Below are 21307 nucleotides of genomic sequence, written 5' to 3'. Positions count from 1 at the left end.
ATGGCGCACTACCTCGTCAGCATCGACCTGGGCACCACCAACACGGTGCTGGCCTACTCCGCGCCGGGCGCCAAGCCCGGCAAGGAGCAGATCAAACTGTTCGAGATCGAGCAGCTGGTGGCGCCCGGCGAGGTGGCGGCGGGTTCGCTGCTGCCGTCGCTGCGCTACCACCCGGCCGCCGGCGAGCTGGCGCCGGGCGAGCTACAACTGCCGTGGCATCAGGACGACGTGGCCGGCCTGGAACAGGTGGTCATCGGCCGTGCCGCGCGCAAGCTGGGCGGCCAGGTGCCGGGCCGGCTGGTGGCCAGTGCCAAGAGCTGGCTGTCGCATCCCAACGTCGACCGCATGGCGCCGATTCTGCCGTGGGGCGCCGAGGCCGAGGTGGCGCGCGTGTCGCCGGTGGCGGCCAGCGCCAGCTATCTGGCGCACCTGCGCGCGGCGTGGAACACCCGCTTCCCGCAGCAGCCGCTGGAACAACAGCAGATCGTGTTAACCATTCCCGCCTCCTTCGACGAGGGCGCCCGCGCGCTGACGCTGGAGGCGGCGCGGCTGGCCGGCCTGCCGGCGCTGCGCCTGCTGGAGGAGCCGCAGGCGGCCTTCTACGACTGGCTGTTCCGCCACCGCGCCAAACTGGCCGCCGAACTGGCGCAGACCCGCCTGGTGCTGGTGTGCGACGTCGGCGGCGGCACCACCGACTTCAGCCTGATCAAGGTCGAGCTGGTGGACGGCGAACCGCGCATCAGCCGCATCGGCGTCGGCAACCACCTGATCCTCGGTGGCGACAATATGGACCTGGCCTTGGCCCACTTGGTCGAGGCGCGGCTGGCGGCCGGCGATCCGCAGGGCGGCGCACGCTTATCGGCCAGCCGCCTGTCGCAGCTGACCGAGCGCTGCCGCGCCGCCAAGGAACAACTGCTGGCGGCCGACGCGCCGGACAAGGTCAACGTCACCCTGCTCGGCGCCGGCGCGCGCCTGATCGGCGCCAGCCGCTCGGCGGAACTGAGCCGCGACGAGGTCGAGCACCTTGTGGTGGACGGTTTCTTGCCGCAGGTGGACGTGTGGGAGCAGCCCAAACGGGGCCGTGGCGGCATCGTCGAGTTCGGCCTGCCCTACGCCGCCGACGCGGCCATCACGCGCCACCTGGCGGCCTTCCTGCAGCAGCACGCCGGCGCCGCGCGCGAGGCGCTGGGCCTGCCGCCCGGCGCCGCGCCGGTGATCCCGGACACGCTGCTGCTCAACGGCGGCGTGTTCCGCGCCAACGCGCTGGCCAAGCGCCTGGAGGCCGTGCTGGCTACCTGGCGCGGCCAGCCGCTGCGCGTGCTCCACAACGACAACCCGGACGTCGCCGTGGCCCGTGGCGGCGTCGCCTACGCGCTGGGCCAACTGGGCCGGGCGCCGACCATCGGCGGCGGTTCGGCGCGCAGCTACTTCCTGGTGCTCGACGAAGACGCGCACGGCGACCAGCCACGCCGCGCCATCTGCATCCTGCCGCGCGGCAGCGCCGAGGGCCGCGAGATCCTGTTGGCCGAGCGCAGCTTCGCGCTGCGTCTGGGCCGGCCGGTGCGCTTCTACCTGGTCTCCTCGACCAGCCAGGCCGGCGCCGAGCCGCAATTGGGCGAACTGGTCGACCTGAACCAGGGCGACTACCAGCGCCTGCCGACCATCGCCACCGTGCTGCGCGCCGACGGCGACAACACCCGCAAGGAGGTGCCGGTGCAGCTGGCCACGGCGCTCACCGAGGTCGGCACGCTGGAGGTGCATTGCGTCTCCACCGCCGAGGGCGGCGACAAGGCGCAGCGCTGGCTGCTGCAGTTCCAGCTGCGCGAGCACGGCGGCGACGCCGGCGCGGCCGGCCGGGGCGCCGGCGGCGGCCAAGCCGACGACGACAGCGAGCAGGCCAAGCTGCCGCCGCGCTTCGACGAGGCGTTGGAAAAAATCGACCGCATCTTCGGCGGCCGCGCCCAGCAGGTCGAGACGAAGGACGTGCGCCAGTTGCGCGTCCAGCTCGAGGGACTGCTCGGCAGCCGCGACCGCTGGGAAACGCCGATGCTGCGCCAGCTGTTCGACGCCCTGCTGCAACGCGCCAAGGGCCGGCGCCGCTCGGCCGAACACGAGCGCGTTTGGCTCAACCTGGCCGGCTACTGCCTGCGCCCCGGCTTCGGCTACGCCCTAGACGAGTGGCGCATCGAACAGCTGTGGGCCTTGTTCGCACCGGGCGCCCAGCACCCCAAGGACAGCCAGGTGTGCGCCGAGTGGTGGACGCTGTGGCGCCGCGTCTGCGGCGGCCTGGACGCGACGGCGCAACTGCGCCTGCTCGACGACTTCGCCTTCAACGTGCAGGCCGACCTGCAGGAGCGGGCGCGCCGCCCGGCCACGCTGATCGGCGGCAGCGAGGACGACATGCTGCGCCTGGGCGCCTCGCTCGAACGCATCCCCGGCAACTACAAGGCCGAGATCGGCGCGTGGATGCTGAACCAGCTGGAGCAGGCCGCCGGCCCCAAGGCGGACGCCGCTCAGGCCAAGTACCTGTGGGGCCTGGGCCGGGTCGGCGCGCGCCAGCCCTTCCACGGCAGCGCCCACGACGTGGCGCCGGTGGAAACGGTCGAGCAGTGGCTGGCCGCCATTCTGGCGCTGGACTGGAAGAAGGTGGAGCCGGCCGGCTTCGCGGCGGCCCACCTGGCGCGCATGACGGGCGACCGCTCGCGCGACATCAACCCGCAACTGCGCGCCGAGATCGTGCGGCGGCTGGGCGCGGCCGGCGCGCCGGCCAGTTGGTCGGCGATGGTCGGCGAGGTGGTGCAGCTCGACCAGCTGAGCGAAAAGCGCATGCTGGGCGAGGCGCTGCCGCCGGGGCTCAAGCTGATTTCATGAGCCGCCGAGCTTGATCGGCCGATCGGCCCGCACGCTGGCCGGGCCTTTGGCTGGCCGCTAGCTCGGCGTCGCCGGCGCCGCGCGCGGCGGCACATAGCCCTGCTGCTGCGCGACGAATCCGTCGAAGGCGGCGATCAGCGGATCGTAGCGGTGCGGCGCGCCCTCCAACTGGGCCAGCGCGTAGCAGCTCGCCTCCAAGGTCGACAACTGGTCCGGCAGATGCGCCTTGCGGATCAGGTAGTGCGACGGCGGCGTGTCGCGCAGCGGCAGGCGCGGCAGCTGCTGCAACAGCGGATTCAGATACAGCATTTTGCGGCTCTTGCGCCAAGTGCCGTCCAACACCACCAGACGCAGCCGCTGCGGCTCGCCCATCCACTGCGGCTCGAACGGCGGCGGCGCGGGGATGCCGAGCGAACGCTCGTCGGCCGTATCAGGGTAGAGCAGCACGGCGCGGCGGCCGTCGCCCTGCAGCAGCGCGCGCAGGGCCGCCGGATCGAAGGCCTCGCCCACCACCATCGCGCTGCGCTCGAGGCACAGGTTCAGCAGGCGCGCGCTGCCCTTGGCGTTGGCCACCTCCAGCGGATGCTGCAACAGCAGCACGTCGACTTGGTTCGGCAGCGTCGTCACCCAGTGGCAGATGCAGGTTGGCTGCGGCCGTTGGCAGCGCGCGCAAAGAACGCGGCGGGCGCGTGGCGGGTGGTTGGATTCGGCGGCATGGGACATAGGCCGCCATTGTACCGCCGGCCTCCCTGCCGGCCTATCGGGCTGCCGGCCTATCGGGCTGCCGGACTATTGGGCCACGGCGATCAGCTTGGTGGTGTCGAAGCCCAGCGCGGCGGCCTTGGCCAGCAGGCGCTGGCGCGTCGCCTCGTCCATCACAGGACTGCGCGACAGCAGCCAGAAGTAGGAACGGTCCGGCCCGGAGACCAGCGAATAGCGGTAGTTGTCCTGGTCCAGGTCGAACACGATGTAGGAGGCGTAGAACGGGCCGAAGAAGGACACCTTGAGGTGGCCCTGGTCCTTGGCGCCGACGAAGTAGGCCTTGCCGACGGCCTCCTTCCACTTGCCGTTGGCGGCGTCGTAGCCACGGTTGACCACCTTCAGGCCGCCGTCCTCGCGCAGGCTGTATTCGGCGCTGACCTTGCTCAGGCCCTTCTCGAAGGAGTGGTCCATGCGGGCGATTTCGAACCACTTGCCGAGATATTTATCGGCGTTGAAATTGCCGACCGGGTCAATGCCGTCCGGCTTGCCCACGCACCCGCTGAACATCAACACAGCCAGTAACGGCAGCAGCCACTTCTTCATCGTCGCATCCTCGCGTGACGCGGCAAGGCGCCGCAGAATGCATTGTGCCACGCCGGCGGCGAAGACGTAGGCGCTGGCCTCACTCGGCGGCGGGCGGGGCGCCGAGCAGCTCGTCGAACTGGGCGACGGCGGCGGGGTCCTTGAGCACCGCGCGCAACCACAGGTGCAGCGGCAGCTCGCCCCAGTTGGCGGCCTTGTCGGCAAGATAGGCGACCGGGCTATGCGGCTCGGTGCGGCGGAAGAAGTCGGCCACCTGGCGCAGCTGCGCCAGCGCCTGGGCGCGGCTGTGCAGCGGCCCGTCGAACCGTCCGGGGGCCGGCGCCCCGCCCTCGCCTGCCGTCGGTGCGGCGCCATGGACCGCGTCGGCCCTGGCGACCAGCGGCGCGATCGCGTGCAGCGCGCCGCGCAGGGCTTCGCGCGCCACGCTGAAGCCGGGGCCGTCGGCGCCAAGACGCTGGTCCAACACGCGCTCCAGCTGCTCCAGCATGGCCATGCAAAACTCGGCGTCGGCCAACAGCTTGTCGTTGAAGTCGGGCGAATTGCGGCGGCGCTCCGCCTCCAGCTCGGCCAGGGTCAGCTCGACGCTGGCTGGGGCGGCGACGCCCCACGGCTGGCTGGAACCGGCCTCGCCGCCGGCCGAGCGCTGGCGCGCCCGTTCGAAATCGGCCAGGCCGAAGGGCTGGCCCTCGGTCAGCGGCATCTCGCGCACCAGCTGCGGCGTGCGCGACAACAGCCAGCACAGGTTGCCGATGCGCTGCTCGTACTCGCCGTCGTCGGCGGCCGGATGCAGACCGTCCCAGTATTGTTCGCACAGCCCGGCCAGCAGCGCGAAGCCGTCGCCCAGGCCACGGAAGTGGTGGGTCTTGGCGCGCGCCTCGGCCAGCCAGACCGCCAGCCGCAGGTCCTTGCTCTTGGCGGCGATCAGCTTGGCGCAGCGGCTGGCAACCAGTGGCCAGTCGGCCTCCTTCAACGCCACCACCCACTCGCCCTGGTCCAGGCTGGGGTCGTCGTGCTGGCGCGCCCTGGCGATGTCGTCGACCTCGCTGCTGAAGGAGATGTCGTCGCCGCAGGCGTTGGCGACGCTGATGGGAACAAGCAGTTGGGCGATATTGAACATGACGATCCTCCGTGATAGTGAACTAGTGCCGCGCTACTCGATGGCGTAGGTGAACTGGTCCTTGTCGTCCACTCCAACGCGTATCCTGCGGGTCGGCGCGGCGTCGACCATGCGCGCCAGCAGCGCCTCGGCCAGCTGCGGCAGCAGGCTGCCGTTGAGGATGTGGTCGACGTTGCGGGCGCCGGAGTCGACCTCGGTGCAGCGCGCCAGCACCGCCTCCACCAGCGCCTCGTCGTAGCTGAACTCGGCCTGGTGGTTGGCCTGGATGCGCTGGCCGATGCGCTCGAGCTTGAGGGCGATGATCTGCGCCAGCACCGCGTCGACTATCGGGTAGTAGGGCACCACCTTCAGGCGGCCGAGGAAGGCCGGCTTGAAGTGCTTCATCAACTGCGGCCGCAACAGCTGCTCGAGCTCCTCGGCCGACGGCAGCTCGGCCTCCGGCTTGTTCAGGCAGGCCTGCATCAGCGCCGCCGAGCCGGCGTTGGAGGTGGCGATGATGATGGTGTTGCGGAAGTCCACCTCGCGGCCCTCGGCGTCCTCCAGCACGCCCTTGTCGAACACCTGGAAGAACAGCTCGGTCACGTCGGGGTGGGCCTTCTCGATCTCGTCGAGCAGCACCACGCTGTAGGGGTTGCGCCGCACCGCCTCGGTCAGCACGCCGCCCTCGCCGTAGCCGACGTAGCCGGGCGGCGAGCCCTTTAGGCCGGACACGCTGTGCGCCTCCTGGTACTCGCTCATGTTGATGGTGACCATCTTGCGCTCGCCGCCGTACAGCAGGTCGGCCAGCGCCAGCGCCGTCTCGGTCTTGCCGACGCCGGACGGGCCGACGAAGAGGAACACGCCCTTCGGCTTGTCCGGGTCGTCCAGGTTGGCGCGCGAGGTGCGCACCCGCTGCGCCACCGCCTCGATGGCGTGCGGCTGGCCCAGCACGCGCTGGCGCAGCGCCTCCTGCAGCTTGAGCACGCCGCGTATCTCGTCGCGCACCATCTTCCCCAGCGGGATGCCGGTCCAGGCGGAGACGATGGCGGCGACCACGTGGCCGTCCACCTCCAGCGGCAGCATCGGCGCGTCGCCCTGCAGCTGCACCAGCTCCTCGCGCAGCGCGCGCGCCGCCTGCGCCTCGCCGTCCTGCTGCAGCTGGGCGATCTCGGCGGCGATGGCCTTCTCGTGCTCCCAGCGCTCGGCGTGCAGGCCGTGCTCGCACCGGCATTCGTCGCGCGCCTGGCGCAGCTGCGGCAGGCGCCCGTGCTGCGTATGGTGCGTATGGTGCGCTTGGTAGGCGCCGTGCGCGTCGTGCGCGCCGTGGCCGGCCAGGTCGGCGCCGAGCTCGGCCTCCTCACGCTCCAGCGCGGCGATCTCGGCGTCCAGCTGCGCCAGCTTGGCGGCGGCCGCCTCCAGCTGGGCCGGCGCCGCGCTCTGCCCCAGCGCCACCTTGGCGCAGGCCGTGTCGAGCACGCTGACCGCCTTGTCCGGCAGTTGCCGTCCGCTGATGTAGCGCTGCGACAGGCGCACCGCCTCGGTCACCGCCTCGTCGCGCACGCGGATCTTGAAGTGGCGCTCCATCAGCGGCACCATGGCGCGCAGCATGGCGCAGGCCACCTGCGCCGACGGCTCCTCCACCTTGACCACCTGGAAGCGCCGCGCCAGCGCCGCGTCCTTCTCGAAGTACTTCTTGTACTCGCTCCAGGTGGTGGCGGCGATGGTGCGCAGCTCGCCGCGCGCCAGCGCCGGCTTGAGCAGGTTGGCGGCGTCGTTCTGGCCGGCCTGGCCGCCGGCGCCTATCATCGTGTGCGCCTCGTCGATGAACAGGACGATGGCGTGCGGGCTTTTCTTCACCTCGTCGATGACCTGCTTGAGGCGGCTCTCGAACTCGCCCTTGACGCTGGCGCCGGCCTGCAGCATGCCCATGTCGAGCGTGTGGATCTGCACGCCCTGCAGCACCGGCGGCACTGCGCCGGCGGCGATGCGCAGCGCCAGCCCCTCGACCACGGCGGTCTTGCCGACGCCGGCCTCGCCGGTCAGGATGGGGTTGTTCTGGCGCCGCCGCATCAGGATGTCGATGGCCTGGCGGATCTCCGCCTCGCGGCCGATGACCGGATCGAGCCGGCCCTCCAGCGCCAGCCGGCTCAAGTTGCTGGTGAACTGGTCCAGCGCCGGCGTGCGGCTGGCGCCCGGGACGAGCATCTCGCCGACCGCCTCGGCGTCCGGCGCGGCGGCCACCTTCTCCTCCTGCGAGCCGTGGGCGAACTTGTCGAGGTGGTGCTTGAGCTGGTCGAGCGGGAACTTGCCGAACAGGCGGGAGCCGCGCTGCGCCAGCTGGGCCAGGTCCGGCTCGGTCAGCAGCGCCAGCAGCAGGTGGCCGCTGCGGATGTTGTCCGGCTGCGGCGTGGCCAGCGAGGCGATCAACCAGGCGTGCTCGAACAAGGTCGGCAGGTGTTTGGAGAACACCGGCGTGCGGCTGCTGCCGGTCTTGAAGCCGGCCACCTCGCGGCGCAGGTCTGCCTCCAGCGCGCCGGGGCTGATGTCGCACTTGCGGGCGATCTGCACGAAGTCGCAGTGCTCCTGCTCGAGCAGGGCGAGGAAGAGGTGTTCGATGTCGACCTCGTACTGCCCCAGGCCGACGCAGATGCTGGCGGCGCGCGTGGCGGCCAGCCGGGTGGTGTCGTTCAGCTTGCCGATCAGGGTTTTCAGATTGATGCTCATGCTGGTGCTCCGCCTGCGCTAGGGTTGGTCGGATGGCGCGGCCGCTGGCGGGCCGCGCGACGGCAGCGCGGCGCCGGGGCGCCGGCTTGCGCTCTTTCACAACAGGGATGTGGCGGGGACCGCGCGGCGCGGGCGGTGCGGCCGGACCGGCCGCGCCGCCGTCCCGCAGCTGCTCAGATCACGCGGTTGCTGGACAAGTCCCAGCCGCCGGAGGTGTTGCCGCCGGCGCCGCCGGTGATTTTTTGCTGGGTGTACTTCCAGCGCACCTTGGAGAATTTGAAGCCGACCTGCTCGGTCAGGATGTCGCCCTCGTCGACGCTGGGGGAGACCTCGCCGATCAGCACGTTCTCGATCTCGATCTCGAAGTACTTGACCCGCTCGCCCATGGCGTCGGCGCGCATGAACTCGAACTTGGCCTTGGGGATGGTGCGGCCGGCGGCGCAGGTCTGCAGCAGGATCGGCGAGGACAGGTCGGCCAGCTTGGCGATGACGATGTCGCGGTGCTCGCAGCGCTCGGCGGTGTGGCCGCCGCCGGTCGAGGCGGTGGCCGACTTGGGCTGCTCCACGCCCCAGCTGACCGATTTGCATTCGATCCAGTCCTTGTGGCGGTCGTCGGCCGACTCGCCCTTGATGCCGTCGATGAACAGGTAGACGTCGATTGCCATTGCGTGCTCCTCATGTTGGGTTCGATGGGACTTCAGGTGTTGGTCGTCTTCGGCAGCTCCGCGACCAGTCGGAGGGAAACGGACAGCTCGTCGAGCTGGAAGTGCGGCCGCAGGAAGGACACGGCGCGGTACACGCCGGGCCGGCCGGCCACCTCGTGCACCTGCACCGAGGCCTCGCGCAGCGGGAACTGGGCCTTCTGCTCCTGGCTGGCGTTGTCGTCCAACAGCACGTACTTCATCAGCCAGCGGTTGAGGAAATCCTCGACGTTGGCGGCGGCGGTGAAGCTGCCCACCTTGTCGCGCATCATCGCCTTCATGTAGTGGGCGATGCGCGAGACGGCGAAGATGTACTGCAGCTGCGACGACAGCACGGCGTTGGCGTTGGCCGCGTCGGTGTTGTACTTCTTGGCCTTCTGCGCCGACTGCGCGCCGAAGAAGGCGGCGTAGGCGGTGTTCTTGCAGTGCACCAGCGAGATGAAACCGAGGTCGCTGAGCTCCTTCTCGCGGCGGTCGGTGATGGCCACCTCGGTCGGGCACTTCAGCGCCACCTCGCCCTCGTCGGTCTTGAAGGTGTGGGTGGGCAGGTCGTCGACCAGGCCGCCGCCCTCCACGCCGCGGATCGCCGCGCACCAGCCGTAGTCGTCGAAGGCCTTGGTCAGCTTGGCGCCGAAGGCGTAGGCGGCGTTGCACCACAGGTATTTGTGGTGGTCGCTGCCGTCCACCTCCTCGACGAAGTTGAAGCCCTCGACGGTGGTGCCGTCGACCGGATTGAACGGCAGGCGGCCGAGGAAGCGCGGCAGCGTCAGGCCGACGTAGCGCGCGTCCTCGGACTCGCGGAAGGCCTTCCACTTGGTGTACTCGACGGTGTCGAACACCTTCGACAGGTCGCGCGGCTTGCCCAGGTCGCCGTAGCTCTCCAGGCCGAACAGCTCGGGCGCGGCGGCGCTGACGAAGGGCGCGTGCGCGGCCGCCGCCACGTGCGACATCTGCTCGACGAAATAGATGTCCTCGGGCTGGCGCGAGATCTCGAAGTCGCCCAGCAGCGCCGCGTAGGGCGCGCCGCCGAAGGTGCCGAACTCCTCCTCGTAGACCTTCTTGAACATGCTGCTCTGGTCGAATTCCAGCGCGCTCTGGAAGTCCTTCACCAGCTCGCGCTTGGTGGCGTTGAGCATGCGGATCTTCAGGCCCGGGCCGGTGGCCGAGTTGCGCACCAGGTAGTGCAGGCCGGTCCAGCTCTGCTCGAGCTTCTGGAAGGCCGGCGCGTGCATGATGGCGCTCAGTTGGCTCGAGATCAGGCCGTCCAACTCGGCGACGCGCGCGTCCAGCGTCGCCGACAGGTTGTGCGACACCACCACCGTGCCCTGCAGCACCTGGCTGACCAGCTCGGAGATGAGGTCCTTGGCGCGCGCGTGCTCGACGCTGGACTTGGCGATCTTGCTTTGCTCGACGATCTGGTCGAGCAGGTTGGCCGGCGCCGCTTCCGCCGTGGCGGCGGCCGCCGCGGCCTGCGCTGGGTTCAATTGGGCGGACATGTCATTCCTCCTGCGCCGGCGGGTTGGATTTCAGCTGGGCCAGCTGCTCGGTGTTGTTGAGCACGTCGGTGAGGATGTCCTCCAGCTTGTCGTTGCCGGCCAGCTTGTTGCGCAGGTCGGCCAGCTTGGTGCGCGCCTCGAGCAGCTTGGACAGCGGCGCCACCTGGCGCACCACCGACTCGGGGCGGAAGTCGTCCATGGCGCGGAAGTGCAGGTCGACGGCGAACTCGCCGCCCTCCCCGCTGAGCTGGTTGGGCACCAGGAAGCGCGCCGCCGGCGCCACGCCGCCCAGCACCTCGTCGAAGTTGTCGCTGTCGATGTTGACGAACTTGCGCTCCTTCAGGCGCTTCTGCTCCACGTCCGGGTTGGCGCCGAAGTCGCCCACCACGCCGACCACGAAGGGCAGCTCCTTGTTCTCCATCGCGTCGCCGATCTCCACGTCATAGGTCATCTGCACCCGTGGCGGACGCACCTTGGTCAGGCGCTTTTGCACACTGTCTCCGTTTGCCATAGCTACTCCATCAAGAAAGGACGGGGAAGGCGCTCACTTGAGGGCGCCGAAGGGATCGCTGCTGTTGGACTGGTTGGAGGGCTTGGCCGAATGCGCCGGCGCCGGCGCGGCGCCGGCCGGCCGCTTCGCCGGCGCGGCGGCGCGGCGCGGCGCGGCGGCCGACGGCACCAGCACGTCCTCGCCCAGGCTCGAGCGCAGCAGCTTGGCCAGGTCCTGCGCCTCCGAGCGCAGCGAGCCGTTCAGGTTGTTCTGCTGGCTCAGGTCGGCCAGCGCCTTGGTCGACAGGCGCAGGCCGCTGACGGCGACGATGCTGTTGCCCAGCTTGTCGTTGGGATCGCGCTGCAGCGCCTCGAGCGCGTGCATGATGGCCTCGCCGTAGCTGGCGCGGTCGAACTTGAGCTGGGCCAGGTGCAGCCACGGCGTCTTGTCGGCGGGATAGGTGGTGGCGGCGCTTTTCAGAATGCTCTGCGCGCGCTCGCCCTGGCCGGCGGCGACGGCGTTGTCGGCGTCGGCCAGGGCGCGCTCCAGCGTCGAGGCGGACAGCTTGTCGCTGCGGGTCTGCTCGCCGTCCGTCGCGCAGGCGGACAGCAGCAGCGCGCAGGCGAGGCAGGGGAGGATGGCGGATGGCTTCATTGTGGGCTGCTCCTTGGTCTACATGGATGGTTCGAGCTCGGACGGCTGGAGGCCATTATTGGAGCAAGCCCGGCGGCGCCGGTTGCGCTGTCTCAAGGGACGAGGCCGCTACCCCGCGGACGTTGCCTATCATCAACACTTGCAAGCCGGTAGACAGCGGCCATCGGCGCCCGGCTTGAGGCGGAGCAAGGCCGGCCCCGCCGCGCCGGCTTTTAATGCAGGGATCGCCTGGAGAAAACATGAAGCGCGCCCTCCCCCCCCTGATCGTCGCGGCCGGCCTGTCGGCCCTGGCCGGTTGCGCCGCCGCCGGCGGCACGCTGGCCAGCGCCGCGCTGGAGATGGTCGGCATCCGCCGCCCGCCCGAGCTGCCCGAGGCGCAGAAGCCGCCGCGCAAGGTGGCCATCCGCCTGCACGCCGGCGCCAACCTGAACGCCGACGCCGACGGCCGTCCGCTGGCCCTGGTGGCGCGCATCTACAAGCTGCGCCAGGGCGCCGCCTTCGAGCGCGTCGCCTACCAGGGCTTCCTCAACGCCCACACCGAGCGCGAGCTGCTGGGCAACGACCTGCTCGAGGTCAAGGAGGTGCTGCTGATCCCCGGCCAGCGCTACGAGGTGGTTGAGCAGGTCACGCGCGAGGCCCAGGTGATCGGCCTGGTGGCGCTGTTCCGCGCCCCGGCCGAGCAGCGCTGGCGCCTGGCCTTCGCCGCCAGCGAGGCCGAACAGTCCGGCATCACCGTCGGCATGCACGCCTGCGCGCTGAGCATGGGCGCCGGCGCGCCGGCGCTGGCCGGCGCCGCCGGCAAGCCGCTGGCGGCGGTGCGCTGCCGCTGAGCGAAAGTTCATTCCAAGGAGGGAGCATGAGCAATCCGTTGAAAGTATTGTGGGGCGCCGCCGATTACTTGCGTGCTCAACAATTCCAGCAGCAGGACCTGTACCACGAGTCGCGCCTGCGCCAGACCGCCCACGCGCTAAACCCGTTCCTGTGGGGCGTGCAGCGGGTGGAGTGGAATCTGGACTCGCTCGCGGCCAACAAGCTGGAGGCGACGGCGCTGTCGGCGTTTTTCCGCAGCGGCGACTTCGCCGACGCGCCGAACAGCGAGCCCTTGCCGCCGCCGATCGATCTGGCCGCCCTGCCCTCGGAGGTGCAGGAGATCACCTACCACGCCGCCCTGCCGATGCTCAACATCGACGGCGACAACGTCGCCGTGGCGGGCCAGCAGCACGGCGGCGCGCGCTTCAGCCAAGTGGGACGGGCCACCTCGGACTTGTTCACCGAGGGCGAGGTCGAGCAGATCCGCTACCTGAGGAAAACCATGCGCTTGGTGTCCGACCGCGAGCCGCTCGGCGCCTACGACAGCTTTCCGATCATCAAGCTGCGCCGCACGGTGACGGGCGGCTTCGAGCTGGACCCGAGCTTCGTCCCGCCCAGCGTGGCGGTGCACAGCGCGCCCCAGTTGGCAGCGCAGCTGAAACAATTGATGGAAGCGCTGCAAGCCAAGGTCAACGCGCTGCTGGGAAACATGCGCGAACCGAGCCGCAATGTGATCGAATTCCGCTCCGGCGACGTCTCCTCGTTCTGGCTGTTGCACACCGCCAGCACCGCCGCCGCCACCTTGACGCACTACATGCACCACCCGGAGCTGCATCCCGAGCGCCTGTTCGAAGCGCTGCTGGGGTTGGCGGGCGCCCTGATGACCTACTCCAAGAGCTACACGCTGAGCGACCTGCCCAAGTACCAGCACAACGATCTCGGCCGCTGCTTTGGACAGCTGGACACGATCATCCGCGAGCTGCTCACCACGGTGATCTCCACCAAATGCTTTTCCATCGCGCTGGAGGAAACCAAGCCCTACTACTACGGCGGCAGGCTCGACTCCGGCAAGATCGACCACGCCACCACGCTCTACCTGGCCGTCAGCGCCGCGTTGCCCGCGCTCGAGCTGGTCGATACGGTGCCCCGACACATCAAGTTGGGCGGACCGGACGACCTCGAAAGATGCGTGTTGTCGTCCCTGTCGGGCATCAAGCTGGTGCACGCGGCGCGCGTGCCGGCCGCCATCCCCGTGCAGCCGGACACCTACTACTTCGCGCTCGACAACAAGAGCGTGCTCTATGAACAGATGTTGAAGGCACAGGCGATCTCGCTCTATATTCCGGACGGCATCGACGACCTACAAATCGAACTGATCGCGGTGACCGCATGACTTCCCATACCGAACGGCGCACCAACCCCACCTTGCTGGGCGGCCAGCGCCGGCAGACCCGCGACACGCGCCTGGACAGCGGCCATCCGCCAACGCTGGTCGACCTGATGCACGAAGGCTTCTACGCGCTGTTCCTGGTGCTGAACGGCGCCACCGCGCTCTCCGACTCTGAAGGCGATGGCGATGGCGATGGAGACGCCGAGGCAGACGCCGCCACCAGCAGCAAGGCGCTTGCCGCCGACGGCGCAGCCAGCGTCGCCGAGCGGGCCGCCAAGCCCGGTTCAGCAATACGAGTCGGGGCGCGCAAGTCGCGCAAGCGCAGCCCCTTCGTACACAATATCGTCTCCTTCCTGGCCGACTTCGACCGCGAGGCGCGCAAGCTACAGATTCCCGGCGAGGATATCGACGCCGCCAAATTCGCCTTCTGTGCGACCTTCGACGAGTTCATGCTGAACTCCAGCGTCAGCCTGCGCGAGGCGTGCGAGAGCCAGCCACTGCAATTGAAAGTGTTCCGCGATCAACATGCCGGCGAATACTTCTTCGAACAGCTGGAGACGCTGCGCAGCAAGGGCGGCATGCGCCTGCAGGCGCTGGAGGTATTCCACATGTGCCTGTTGCTGGGATTCCACGGCCGCTTTACGGAAGACACCATCGACAAGCTCGCCTACATCACCGCCCGCGTGGGCGACGAGATCGTCCACATCAAGGGCAAGAGTCGCGGCTTCGCGCCGCAGGCCGAGCGGCCCGACCAGATCGTCAACAAGCTGCGCAGCGACTTGCCGCTGTGGGCCTTGTCGGCGGTGTTCGCATTGATTGGATTGGGCGCCTACGCCGGCCTGGAGTCCTCGCTGAGGCACTCGACGCAGGACAGCCTGGCGGGGTATACGGACCTGGTCAAGCTGGCGCCGCCGCCGGCGAATGTGACGATTACCTTGCCTTGATTGCGATTCTCGATGGGATTTGTTATAGAGCGACAATGTCGTCTACGGGACGAATTCCGTTCGCCGTCCCGGTAGTTGTTCTAATTGAAACCAGTGGCCCAGTCACACACCTCAAACGAGGCGCTGCTGCCCTGCCTAATTCATGCCAAGAACTAGCTTCCGCAACTGCAACGCCGCATGAATTATTGGACCACCGAACCTATCCGACGCTACATCACGACTCGCGCCCCCTCCAAATGAAATACCAGTTTCAGAGAGGAAATTGATCAATATATTCCCCGGGGGCGGCGGGCCTGGAACATCAGTAGGATGTGACGTAGTCTGCAAAATGGCACGATCTGCCGCATCACGCAATTGTCGGTAGACAGACTCCGCATGCCCGGAAATAGCGAACTCTAATAGGTTGTTATCTTTGCCACTAAACCAGCCCCCTTGTAGATCCGAATAAACCGCGAGCGCGTCGACCCCGGAATTTGTGCCAAACTCTATCACAATTCCATTATATTTCTTATCGCTTGCACCGGGAATCTTGCAGTTCTCTTTTCTAAATAAGTATAATAATTGAATTTTTTCTTGTGCATTTTCAGTCGCATTGAATGCAGCGCTCAATCGTTCGCAAATAGTATTTCCGGCGACACCGTCATTCAGTGAGGATTCTTCCAGCATAAAATCCTCGAGACTGGATCTACAGAGGAGACGTTCACGTAAATTTATTTTGACGATATTTTTTTTCATTTCATTCTCAAGAAACATTTTCAATAATTGAATTTTTTTCACTTATAGAAACAAAATACTAATTTGTTAATTCTATTTACGTAGCATAAGACACTCTATTTAGCATCGTATCTTTTGGCAACCGTTACAACTTATTGTTGAAAATTCTGACATTTCATCATTAATTCAAAAATCACTTAATTCCACGATCACTATATTTTATAGTTTTGTCAATCTCTACTTGAAACCAAAGATGAGCAATGTTAAATATTTCACTTCTTCAAAGTCGATACGGAAAATTGAAATCACAACTGCCATATAATATTACTCAATCTATATCTTAAACATAACTCTATAATTTACCGTAATTTTTATTCAAAAATAGCGCTGCATCAGATCTCAATATTCGATCACTATGTAGCAATCGAAGTTTTTGATGTTTTCAATAACTACTATCTTCCCCCATTTATGGCGAAATCCGACTTCTGGAAGAAATACAATATTTGGCGCTATATTCTCAATTTTTGATAGCAGTTTTAAAAAAAAACGTTTCATCGCACCGAGAGGATCTTGCCCCGACTCAATACCAGCACTGCCTATACCACTACAACCACAACTATCATCTAATCTTAATTCTATTTTCTTAATTATTGAGTCTTGAAATACAATGGAAATAGAAAATATTAATCCAAATATTACAAGCGGAGTCTCAATGTGGCAGAAAGACATCCTCTTCCTTCTTAAAAAATCTGATAATTCAATGGAATCAATTAATAGCACATCCTTCTCAGTCATGCCTTTCCAAAAAATAGCATTGCCGCCCTCAAAAATTCCTCCTGTATCTATATCTATATTCATGCTTACCTCAATAAAATAATGTTTCCCGGCGTAAGTCCATTTTTCTGATTCTCTGGTATGAAAAACTGATGGCCACCGCCTGAGCCATATTGCCCATTTCCAGCTGTTATGCCAGTTGCAACACAAATATCGCGATTTACAATAAATTTCCTAACCTGATTTCTTGGGGCGTATGCGCCCGGAACCGTTAACGAACTCTTGACTTGTAGGAGGGCTGTAATTTTATCTGTCTTCCAATTCGCTGAGGCCAGTGATTTTCCATTTGTGAAATACGATGGTGTGGTCAGTTGCTTGGCATGCGTAAGTGCATAGAAAACAGTTCCTTTTTTTACGACTTTATTTTTGTATTTATCTATTCCTGGATAATCACCTTCGCCTTGCCATGCCCTTGCCTCAGCAGATGGATTGATGCCGTCACATGGATCGCATGCTGAGTTCCTATTGCACTTATTTCTTAATCCTAAAGGATCAATCCAGCCTGTGGGGTTCAGCGCATAAGAATAGCCGTTCACGCCCCCGAGCAACCCGATTGGATCTTGGGTAAGGTAGCGCCCTGCTTCCGGGTCATAGTACCGATAGCGGTTGTAGTGCAGCCCCGTTTCGGCATCCGCATACTGCCCTTGGAATCGCAGCTGTTGCTCGATCCCATGATTTTTCTCCTCGAAAACCCTGCCCCAGGCCTTGTACTTCGCGCTCCAGACCGTACGGCCTTGCGCGTCGAACATCTCGCGCGGCGTGCCCAGGTGGTCGCAGCTGTACAAATCGATGCGGTCCCGTGGCGCCGCGTCGTTGGCGGCCGCTTCGAGCTGTCGCCGGGCGGCCAGGTGCAGCTCCTCGGCGGCGGCCTCCGCCGTTGCCGTCGCCGCCTGTTTCTCCTTGTCGCCGTTGACGCTCGGCAGATGCCACGAGGCGATGCGCGCTAGATGGAAGGCCGCGCTCCCGCCGGCGCCGGGTGCAAGGGCCTCGGCCCGCGCCGCGTCCTCGTCCAGGGCGAAGCCGCCGGCCGACGCGATCCGTGCCAGCGGCACGAAGCTGTCCGGTTCGTACAAGTATGTGACCGTGTCGTCTTGCCGTAGTTCCTGCACCATCGCATCGCCGTCCCAGACGAACAGCGCCACGTGGTGGGTGGTTTTGGCGGCCGGTTCGGTGTCGCGCTCCTGCTTATCGCTCCAACGCTCCTCGGTCACCCGCTTGGCGATGCGGCGCGAGAAGGCGTCATAAATATACTGCGCGCTATGCCGCGAGTGGTAGCCGGTTTTGACCGCGCGGGTCAGCCTGTTCTCGGCGTCGTAGCTCAGTTCAAGCTCTGTCGCCCCATAGATGCTCCCGGCTTGGCCGAAGCTCTTCCTGACCGTATTGCCCTGCCCGTCGTACTCGTAGCTGGTGTCCCGATATCGCTTGAGCAGGTTGTGGGTGACGGGCGCCATCGGCGCAGGCGGCGGCTGCTGTTGCCAGGCGGAAGTCTGCCGCTCCCATGCGCTGCGCTCCGGCCCCGGATCGAGCAGGTTGCCGGCCGGATCGAAGGCGAAGACCTCGTCCAGGTCGCGCTGTCCCGCCGAGAGCAGTTGCCCCAGCGGATCGTAGGTGTAGGTGAAGGTGCCCAGGGTCTCGTCGCGGCTGTGCCAGCCGTGGCGCATCTGCGTCAGGTTGCCGGCGCGGTCGTACTCGAAGCGGCGTTCGCGCAGGGCGTACACGTCGGAGGCCACGGGACCCATGCGCAGCGTCATTTCGACCAGCCTCGACTGGGGATCGTAGCCGCGGCGGCCGTCCATCCGCTGCTTGCCGGTGCCCAGTTTCCGTCGCTTCTCCCGGTGCAGCCGGTCGCGCTCCACATCGATGACGGAGGTGCCCTGCCACAGCACGCCGTGCCAGTGGCCCGACCCGTAGCGCTGCGTGTCGACTTGGCGGCCGTTGGGCAGCACGGTTTGGACCCGGTTGCCGAGTTCGTCGTAGACGTGCGTCGTGGCGAACACGTGGTCGGCGACGCGCTCGGCGGCGGCCCCCACGTCGACGGCCACCGTGTCGGCGACCGGTGTCGAATAGTAGGCGCCGCGCTCCTCCAGCAGTTGCCCCAGCGCGTCGTAGCGGTAGCGCTGTTCGGCGTGCGGCGCCGTCACGGCGACCAGCCGGCCCAGCGCGTCGTAGGCGTAGCGCACCGGGCCGTCGGCGGTGACCTTCACCAGCAGCTGGCCGAGGCCGTCGCGCAGCAGCTCGGTGCGCTGGCCGGCGCTGTCGGCCGCCGACAGTTGGCCGGCGCGGTCGTAGGTGTAGCTGGTGGTCTTGCCGTCGAAGCCGGTCTCGGCCGTCAGCCAGCCCTCCTCGTGGTAGGCGAAGCGGTAGCTGTCGCCGTTGGCGTTGACCAGCTCGACCAGTTGCAACGCCAGGTCGTAGCCGTAGCGCAGCGTTCCGCCCAGGGCGTCGACGCGCTCGACGGGCATGCCGTGGCCGTTGTAGGCGTAGCGCGTGCGGGCGCCGTTGGCGTCGGTGTGGGCGAGCAGCTTGCCTTCGATGTCGTAGGCGAAGTGTTCCTGCGTGCCGTCCTCGCGGGTCAGCGTTTGCAGCCGGCCCAGCCGGTCGTACTGGTAGCCCACCTCGTTGCCTAGCGCGTCGGTGACGGCGCCCAGGCGGTTGTTGGCGTCGTAGTTGTAGCGGGTCTCGTAGCCGGAGCAGTCGGTGTGGCTGGACAGGCGCCCGGCGCGGTCATAGCTGAAAGTCTTGCTGCCACCCTTGGCGTCGGTCAGTTGGGCCAGCCGGCCGCGCTGGTCGTAGCTGTAGCGGGTGGTGTGCCCCAGCGCGTCGGTGGTCGACAGCAGGCGGCCCTGCGCGTCGTAGCTGTGCCGGGTGGTGTTGCCCAGCGCGTCGACGACGGCGACGGGCTGGTTGCCGGCGTCGTAGTCTATTGTGCTGCGGTCGCCGCGCGCGTCGGTCACCGTGGTGACGTTGCCGGCGGCGTCGTAGGCGTAGCGCGAGGTGTTGCCGGCGCCGTCGACCTCGGCCAGCAGCATGCCGTCGCGGTCCCATTCGCGCCGGCCGAGCGACTTGGCGGCGCCGGTGGCGGCGTTGACGCGGCGCACCTCGGTGGCCAGCCAGTTGGCGTCGAAGCGGTAGTCGAGGACGCCGCCGTTGGCCTCGACGACGCGGCTGGTGTCGGCGTCGAGGTAGGCGATCTGGACCTGGTCGCGGCCGTCGGCGGTGGTGGTGGCGACGGCGCGCGCGCGGTGGCTGTTGTCCAAGGTGATCGGGAACTGCTCCAGCAGGCTTGGCTCGTCGAGCGGGTTGCCGCTCCAGCGTTCCAGCAGGGCTTGTTGGCTGGTCCAGCGCAGGCCGTGGGCGAAGCCGGAGTAGCTTGTGTAGCGGGTCAGCAGGTGGTGGCGGTACTCGTAGTGCCGGCTGGCCCCGGTCACGTCGGTCTGGCGCGCCAGGTTGTGCCGTTGGGGCGGCGTTGTCGCGGTTGCGGTTGCCGTTGCCGTTGCGGTCGCTGCCGCGCCGGCCGGGGTGTCGCCGTCCTCGACCTCGTAGTGGTACCGGACGTGGCGGATGCGCGTGCCGTCGGCGCGCACCTCCTCGACCCGGCCGATGCGCGGCGGCCGCGCCCGCTCGGCCTCCACGGCCTTCGCCGACGCGGGCTGGCGGCCCGGCATCGCCGCGCGCATGGCCTCGACGACGTGGCCGTCGTCGACGCGCACGCGCAGCAGCACGGTGCCCGGTTCGGCGTCGGCGATGTGCTCGACGCTGAAGCCGCGCCCGTCGCGGCCGGCGCTGCGGCGCAGCAGGTAGCGCTCGACCGGCAGCGGCGCGGAAGCGGGCCGCATCGCGTTGACGCCCTGGTAGCCGTGCGGCAGCCAGCCGTCGGCGCCGCGCGCGAAGGTGTCGACGCTGCCGTCGCGCCAGGTGAGGGTGAACTCGGTGGCGCTGGCGCGGGCCACGACGAAGCCTTCCTTGCGGTTGTCGTGCGGCTGGCCGATGGCGACGGCCGGCAGGCGCAGCGCACGGCCGGCCTCGTCGTGGTAGACGACGCCGGCGGCGCAGACGGACAGGCTGGTGGTGAACGGCGTCGACCAGCGCGCGCCCAGCAGGCCCCAGTCCTGCGTCGCCGCGCTGGAGCGGTAGCAGCGCGTCCACACCAGCGGCTCGGCGCCCTCCAGCACGAAGTCGGCCTGGTGCAGGATTTCCTCGCCGGTGCCGAAGTGCACCGGGTGCCTGCTGCGCACCTTTTTCTTGCCGGGCGCGGCGTTCTTCGGGCAACAGTCGGACGGCGGATCGGACTTCTCGTCCTTTTTCTTGGTGGTCTTGCCGCCGTCGCGCTTGTCCGGCGGGCGCGGCGGCGGCGGCTTGTTGGATTTCTTGCCGGGGGCGGGTTTGTCCTTAAATAGTTTGCCCAGCGATGGGAATTTTTTCTTCAGCCATCCACCCGCCGCGCCTAGTCTGCTGAACACGGCTGCTTCGGCCAAATTGGTGCCGATGTCGATCGCGCTGGACACGACATCCGGAGCCTTGCCGGTCAGAATAAAATCGGCGCCCCTGTCCAATACCGTCGCAATGGTGTCGGTCGCCGCTCCCGCTCCCGTCGTGATGCCGCCGACGGCCGCACCGGTGGCGGCCGTCGCCTCCATCGCGGCCGCGACGGGAGCGCCGACACCTGTTGCTGCCACAACCACGCCAGCCCCCCCGATCACCGCGCTGCTAGTAAGTATGTCGCCCCCCAGCGCCATCGTGTCCGCCCCGGACTTGTGCAGCTTCGCCGACACCTTGTCCTTGTACGCCTGCGCGGCGGGTGTCAAGCCGGCCCGCGCGTCGGCCGTCAGCTCGCCGAGCTTCTCCTCCACCATGGCGTTGATCTGTTGCAGCCGGCTGCGCGGCAGCTCGCCGCCCCGTTCATAGATCTTGCCGATGGTGTTCCTGTCGTTCATCCACACCTCGCGCCCCACCTGCACGAGGTAGCTGCCGTTGGCGCGGTAGCTGCTGCTGGCGGTCTTGGTCTCGACCCGCTTGCCGGTGGTGCCGCTCTTGATGCCGCCGGCGGTGCCCGGCTCGTCGCCCTTGACGGTGGGAATGTAGCTGCGCTGGTGCAAGATCACCGGCTCGCTTTGCGACTTGACGTTGGGCGAGGCGCCGACGGCGTCAGCGAACTCGCCGATGATGGAATAGGGAATCGGCGGCGTGCTCGGCCCGATCGGCGTCTTGCAAATATCCGGGATCAGGCTGACGCAATAGAAGCGTTTGGACTTGGTGACGGTTTCGTTGGCCATGGCGG

The 21307-nt window shown here is 66.6% G+C and carries 15 protein-coding genes; 4 read left to right on the top strand and 11 right to left on the bottom strand.

Annotated elements, in window-relative coordinates:
* Positions 1-2871 (top strand): Hsp70 family protein, encoded by a 2871-nt coding sequence (locus BM252_RS20360; RefSeq protein WP_093389506.1) that lies wholly within the window; start codon positions 1-3, stop codon positions 2869-2871.
* Positions 2872-2928: 57 nt separating this feature from the next.
* Here the strand turns inward: BM252_RS20360 and BM252_RS20355 are convergent, their stop codons facing one another.
* The 8 genes from BM252_RS20355 to BM252_RS20320 all read right to left on the bottom strand — a co-directional run bounded on the left by BM252_RS20355 (position 2929) and on the right by BM252_RS20320 (position 11337).
* On the bottom strand, positions 2929-3594 hold the full coding sequence (locus BM252_RS20355; protein ID WP_093389505.1) for a tRNA-uridine aminocarboxypropyltransferase: 666 nt from the start codon (positions 3592-3594) through the stop codon (positions 2929-2931).
* A gap of 66 nt (positions 3595-3660) precedes the next feature.
* Positions 3661-4176: a lipocalin family protein gene (locus tag BM252_RS20350; protein WP_093389504.1), complete on the bottom strand. Its 516-nt coding sequence runs from the start codon at positions 4174-4176 to the stop codon at positions 3661-3663.
* 79 nt (positions 4177-4255) lie between these two features.
* Positions 4256-5293 (bottom strand): type VI secretion system protein TssA, encoded by a 1038-nt coding sequence (gene tssA, locus BM252_RS20345; protein ID WP_093389503.1) that lies wholly within the window; start codon positions 5291-5293, stop codon positions 4256-4258.
* A 33-nt stretch (positions 5294-5326) separates the two neighbouring features.
* Positions 5327-7996 carry a type VI secretion system ATPase TssH gene (gene tssH / locus BM252_RS20340; protein ID WP_093389502.1) on the bottom strand — a complete coding sequence of 890 codons (2670 nt, stop codon included), beginning with the start codon at positions 7994-7996 and terminating at the stop codon, positions 5327-5329.
* A gap of 173 nt (positions 7997-8169) precedes the next feature.
* Positions 8170-8661, bottom strand: coding sequence for an Hcp family type VI secretion system effector (locus tag BM252_RS20335; RefSeq protein ID WP_093389501.1), 492 nt, complete (start codon positions 8659-8661; stop codon positions 8170-8172).
* Positions 8662-8693: 32 nt separating this feature from the next.
* On the bottom strand, positions 8694-10193 hold the full coding sequence (gene tssC / locus BM252_RS20330) for a type VI secretion system contractile sheath large subunit (protein ID WP_093389500.1): 1500 nt from the start codon (positions 10191-10193) through the stop codon (positions 8694-8696).
* 1 nt (position 10194) lies between these two features.
* On the bottom strand, positions 10195-10704 hold the full coding sequence (tssB, locus tag BM252_RS20325) for a type VI secretion system contractile sheath small subunit (protein ID WP_093389499.1): 510 nt from the start codon (positions 10702-10704) through the stop codon (positions 10195-10197).
* 33 nt (positions 10705-10737) lie between these two features.
* Positions 10738-11337: a tetratricopeptide repeat protein gene (locus BM252_RS20320; RefSeq protein ID WP_093389498.1), complete on the bottom strand. Its 600-nt coding sequence runs from the start codon at positions 11335-11337 to the stop codon at positions 10738-10740.
* A 239-nt stretch (positions 11338-11576) separates the two neighbouring features.
* On the opposite strand from BM252_RS20320, the gene tssJ reads away from it, so the two are divergent.
* Genes tssJ through BM252_RS20305 form a run of 3 tightly spaced genes read left to right on the top strand, consistent with a single transcriptional unit; the run spans position 11577 to position 14481 of the window.
* A complete protein-coding gene (tssJ, locus tag BM252_RS20315; protein ID WP_093389497.1) occupies positions 11577-12167 on the top strand; it encodes a type VI secretion system lipoprotein TssJ in 591 nt (196 codons plus the stop codon).
* A 26-nt stretch (positions 12168-12193) separates the two neighbouring features.
* Positions 12194-13540, top strand: coding sequence for a type VI secretion system baseplate subunit TssK (gene tssK, locus BM252_RS20310; protein WP_093389496.1), 1347 nt, complete (start codon positions 12194-12196; stop codon positions 13538-13540).
* Positions 13537-14481, top strand: coding sequence for a DotU family type IV/VI secretion system protein (locus tag BM252_RS20305; RefSeq protein ID WP_245774356.1), 945 nt, complete (start codon positions 13537-13539; stop codon positions 14479-14481). The genes tssK and BM252_RS20305 overlap by 4 nt, the downstream gene beginning before the upstream one ends.
* A 135-nt stretch (positions 14482-14616) precedes the next feature.
* On the opposite strand, the gene BM252_RS30350 is transcribed toward BM252_RS20305, so the two are convergent.
* The 3 genes from BM252_RS30350 to BM252_RS20300 all read right to left on the bottom strand — a co-directional run bounded on the left by BM252_RS30350 (position 14617) and on the right by BM252_RS20300 (position 21302).
* Entirely contained in the window at positions 14617-15258 is a 642-nt protein-coding gene (locus BM252_RS30350) for a hypothetical protein (RefSeq protein WP_174900602.1), read from the bottom strand.
* 336 nt (positions 15259-15594) lie between these two features.
* The gene (locus BM252_RS30345) at positions 15595-16053 is read right to left on the bottom strand and encodes a hypothetical protein (protein ID WP_139236639.1); all 459 of its coding nucleotides are present in this window, start codon (positions 16051-16053) and stop codon (positions 15595-15597) included.
* Between the two features lie 2 nt (positions 16054-16055).
* Positions 16056-21302 (bottom strand): RHS repeat-associated core domain-containing protein, encoded by a 5247-nt coding sequence (locus BM252_RS20300; RefSeq protein WP_093389495.1) that lies wholly within the window; start codon positions 21300-21302, stop codon positions 16056-16058.
* Positions 21303-21307: the final 5 nt, after the last annotated feature.

Origin of the sequence: Rugamonas rubra (assembly GCF_900114705.1) — a bacterium.
Lineage (GTDB): Bacteria > Pseudomonadota > Gammaproteobacteria > Burkholderiales > Burkholderiaceae_D > Rugamonas > Rugamonas rubra.
The sequence above is the reverse complement of the archived record's forward strand: the minus strand, read 5'-3'. Positions and strand labels throughout refer to the sequence as shown.

Bases quoted from the DNA above. Each gene is read 5' to 3' on its own strand.
- BM252_RS30345 (WP_139236639.1), bottom strand. From the start codon at position 16,053: ATGAATATAGATATAGATACAGGAGGAATTTTTGAGGGCGGCAATGCT.
- tssC (WP_093389500.1), bottom strand. From the start codon at position 10,193: ATGTCCGCCCAATTGAACCCAGCGCAGGCCGCGGCGGCCGCCGCCACG.
- BM252_RS20300 (WP_093389495.1), bottom strand. From the start codon at position 21,302: ATGGCCAACGAAACCGTCACCAAGTCCAAACGCTTCTATTGCGTCAGC.
- BM252_RS20350 (WP_093389504.1), bottom strand. From the start codon at position 4,176: ATGAAGAAGTGGCTGCTGCCGTTACTGGCTGTGTTGATGTTCAGCGGG.
- BM252_RS20355 (WP_093389505.1), bottom strand. From the start codon at position 3,594: ATGTCCCATGCCGCCGAATCCAACCACCCGCCACGCGCCCGCCGCGTT.
- tssH (WP_093389502.1), bottom strand. From the start codon at position 7,996: ATGAGCATCAATCTGAAAACCCTGATCGGCAAGCTGAACGACACCACC.
- tssB (WP_093389499.1), bottom strand. From the start codon at position 10,704: ATGGCAAACGGAGACAGTGTGCAAAAGCGCCTGACCAAGGTGCGTCCG.
- tssA (WP_093389503.1), bottom strand. From the start codon at position 5,293: ATGTTCAATATCGCCCAACTGCTTGTTCCCATCAGCGTCGCCAACGCC.
- BM252_RS20335 (WP_093389501.1), bottom strand. From the start codon at position 8,661: ATGGCAATCGACGTCTACCTGTTCATCGACGGCATCAAGGGCGAGTCG.
- BM252_RS20320 (WP_093389498.1), bottom strand. From the start codon at position 11,337: ATGAAGCCATCCGCCATCCTCCCCTGCCTCGCCTGCGCGCTGCTGCTG.
- tssK (WP_093389496.1), top strand. From the start codon at position 12,194: ATGAGCAATCCGTTGAAAGTATTGTGGGGCGCCGCCGATTACTTGCGT.
- BM252_RS20360 (WP_093389506.1), top strand. From the start codon at position 1: ATGGCGCACTACCTCGTCAGCATCGACCTGGGCACCACCAACACGGTG.
- BM252_RS20305 (WP_245774356.1), top strand. From the start codon at position 13,537: ATGACTTCCCATACCGAACGGCGCACCAACCCCACCTTGCTGGGCGGC.
- tssJ (WP_093389497.1), top strand. From the start codon at position 11,577: ATGAAGCGCGCCCTCCCCCCCCTGATCGTCGCGGCCGGCCTGTCGGCC.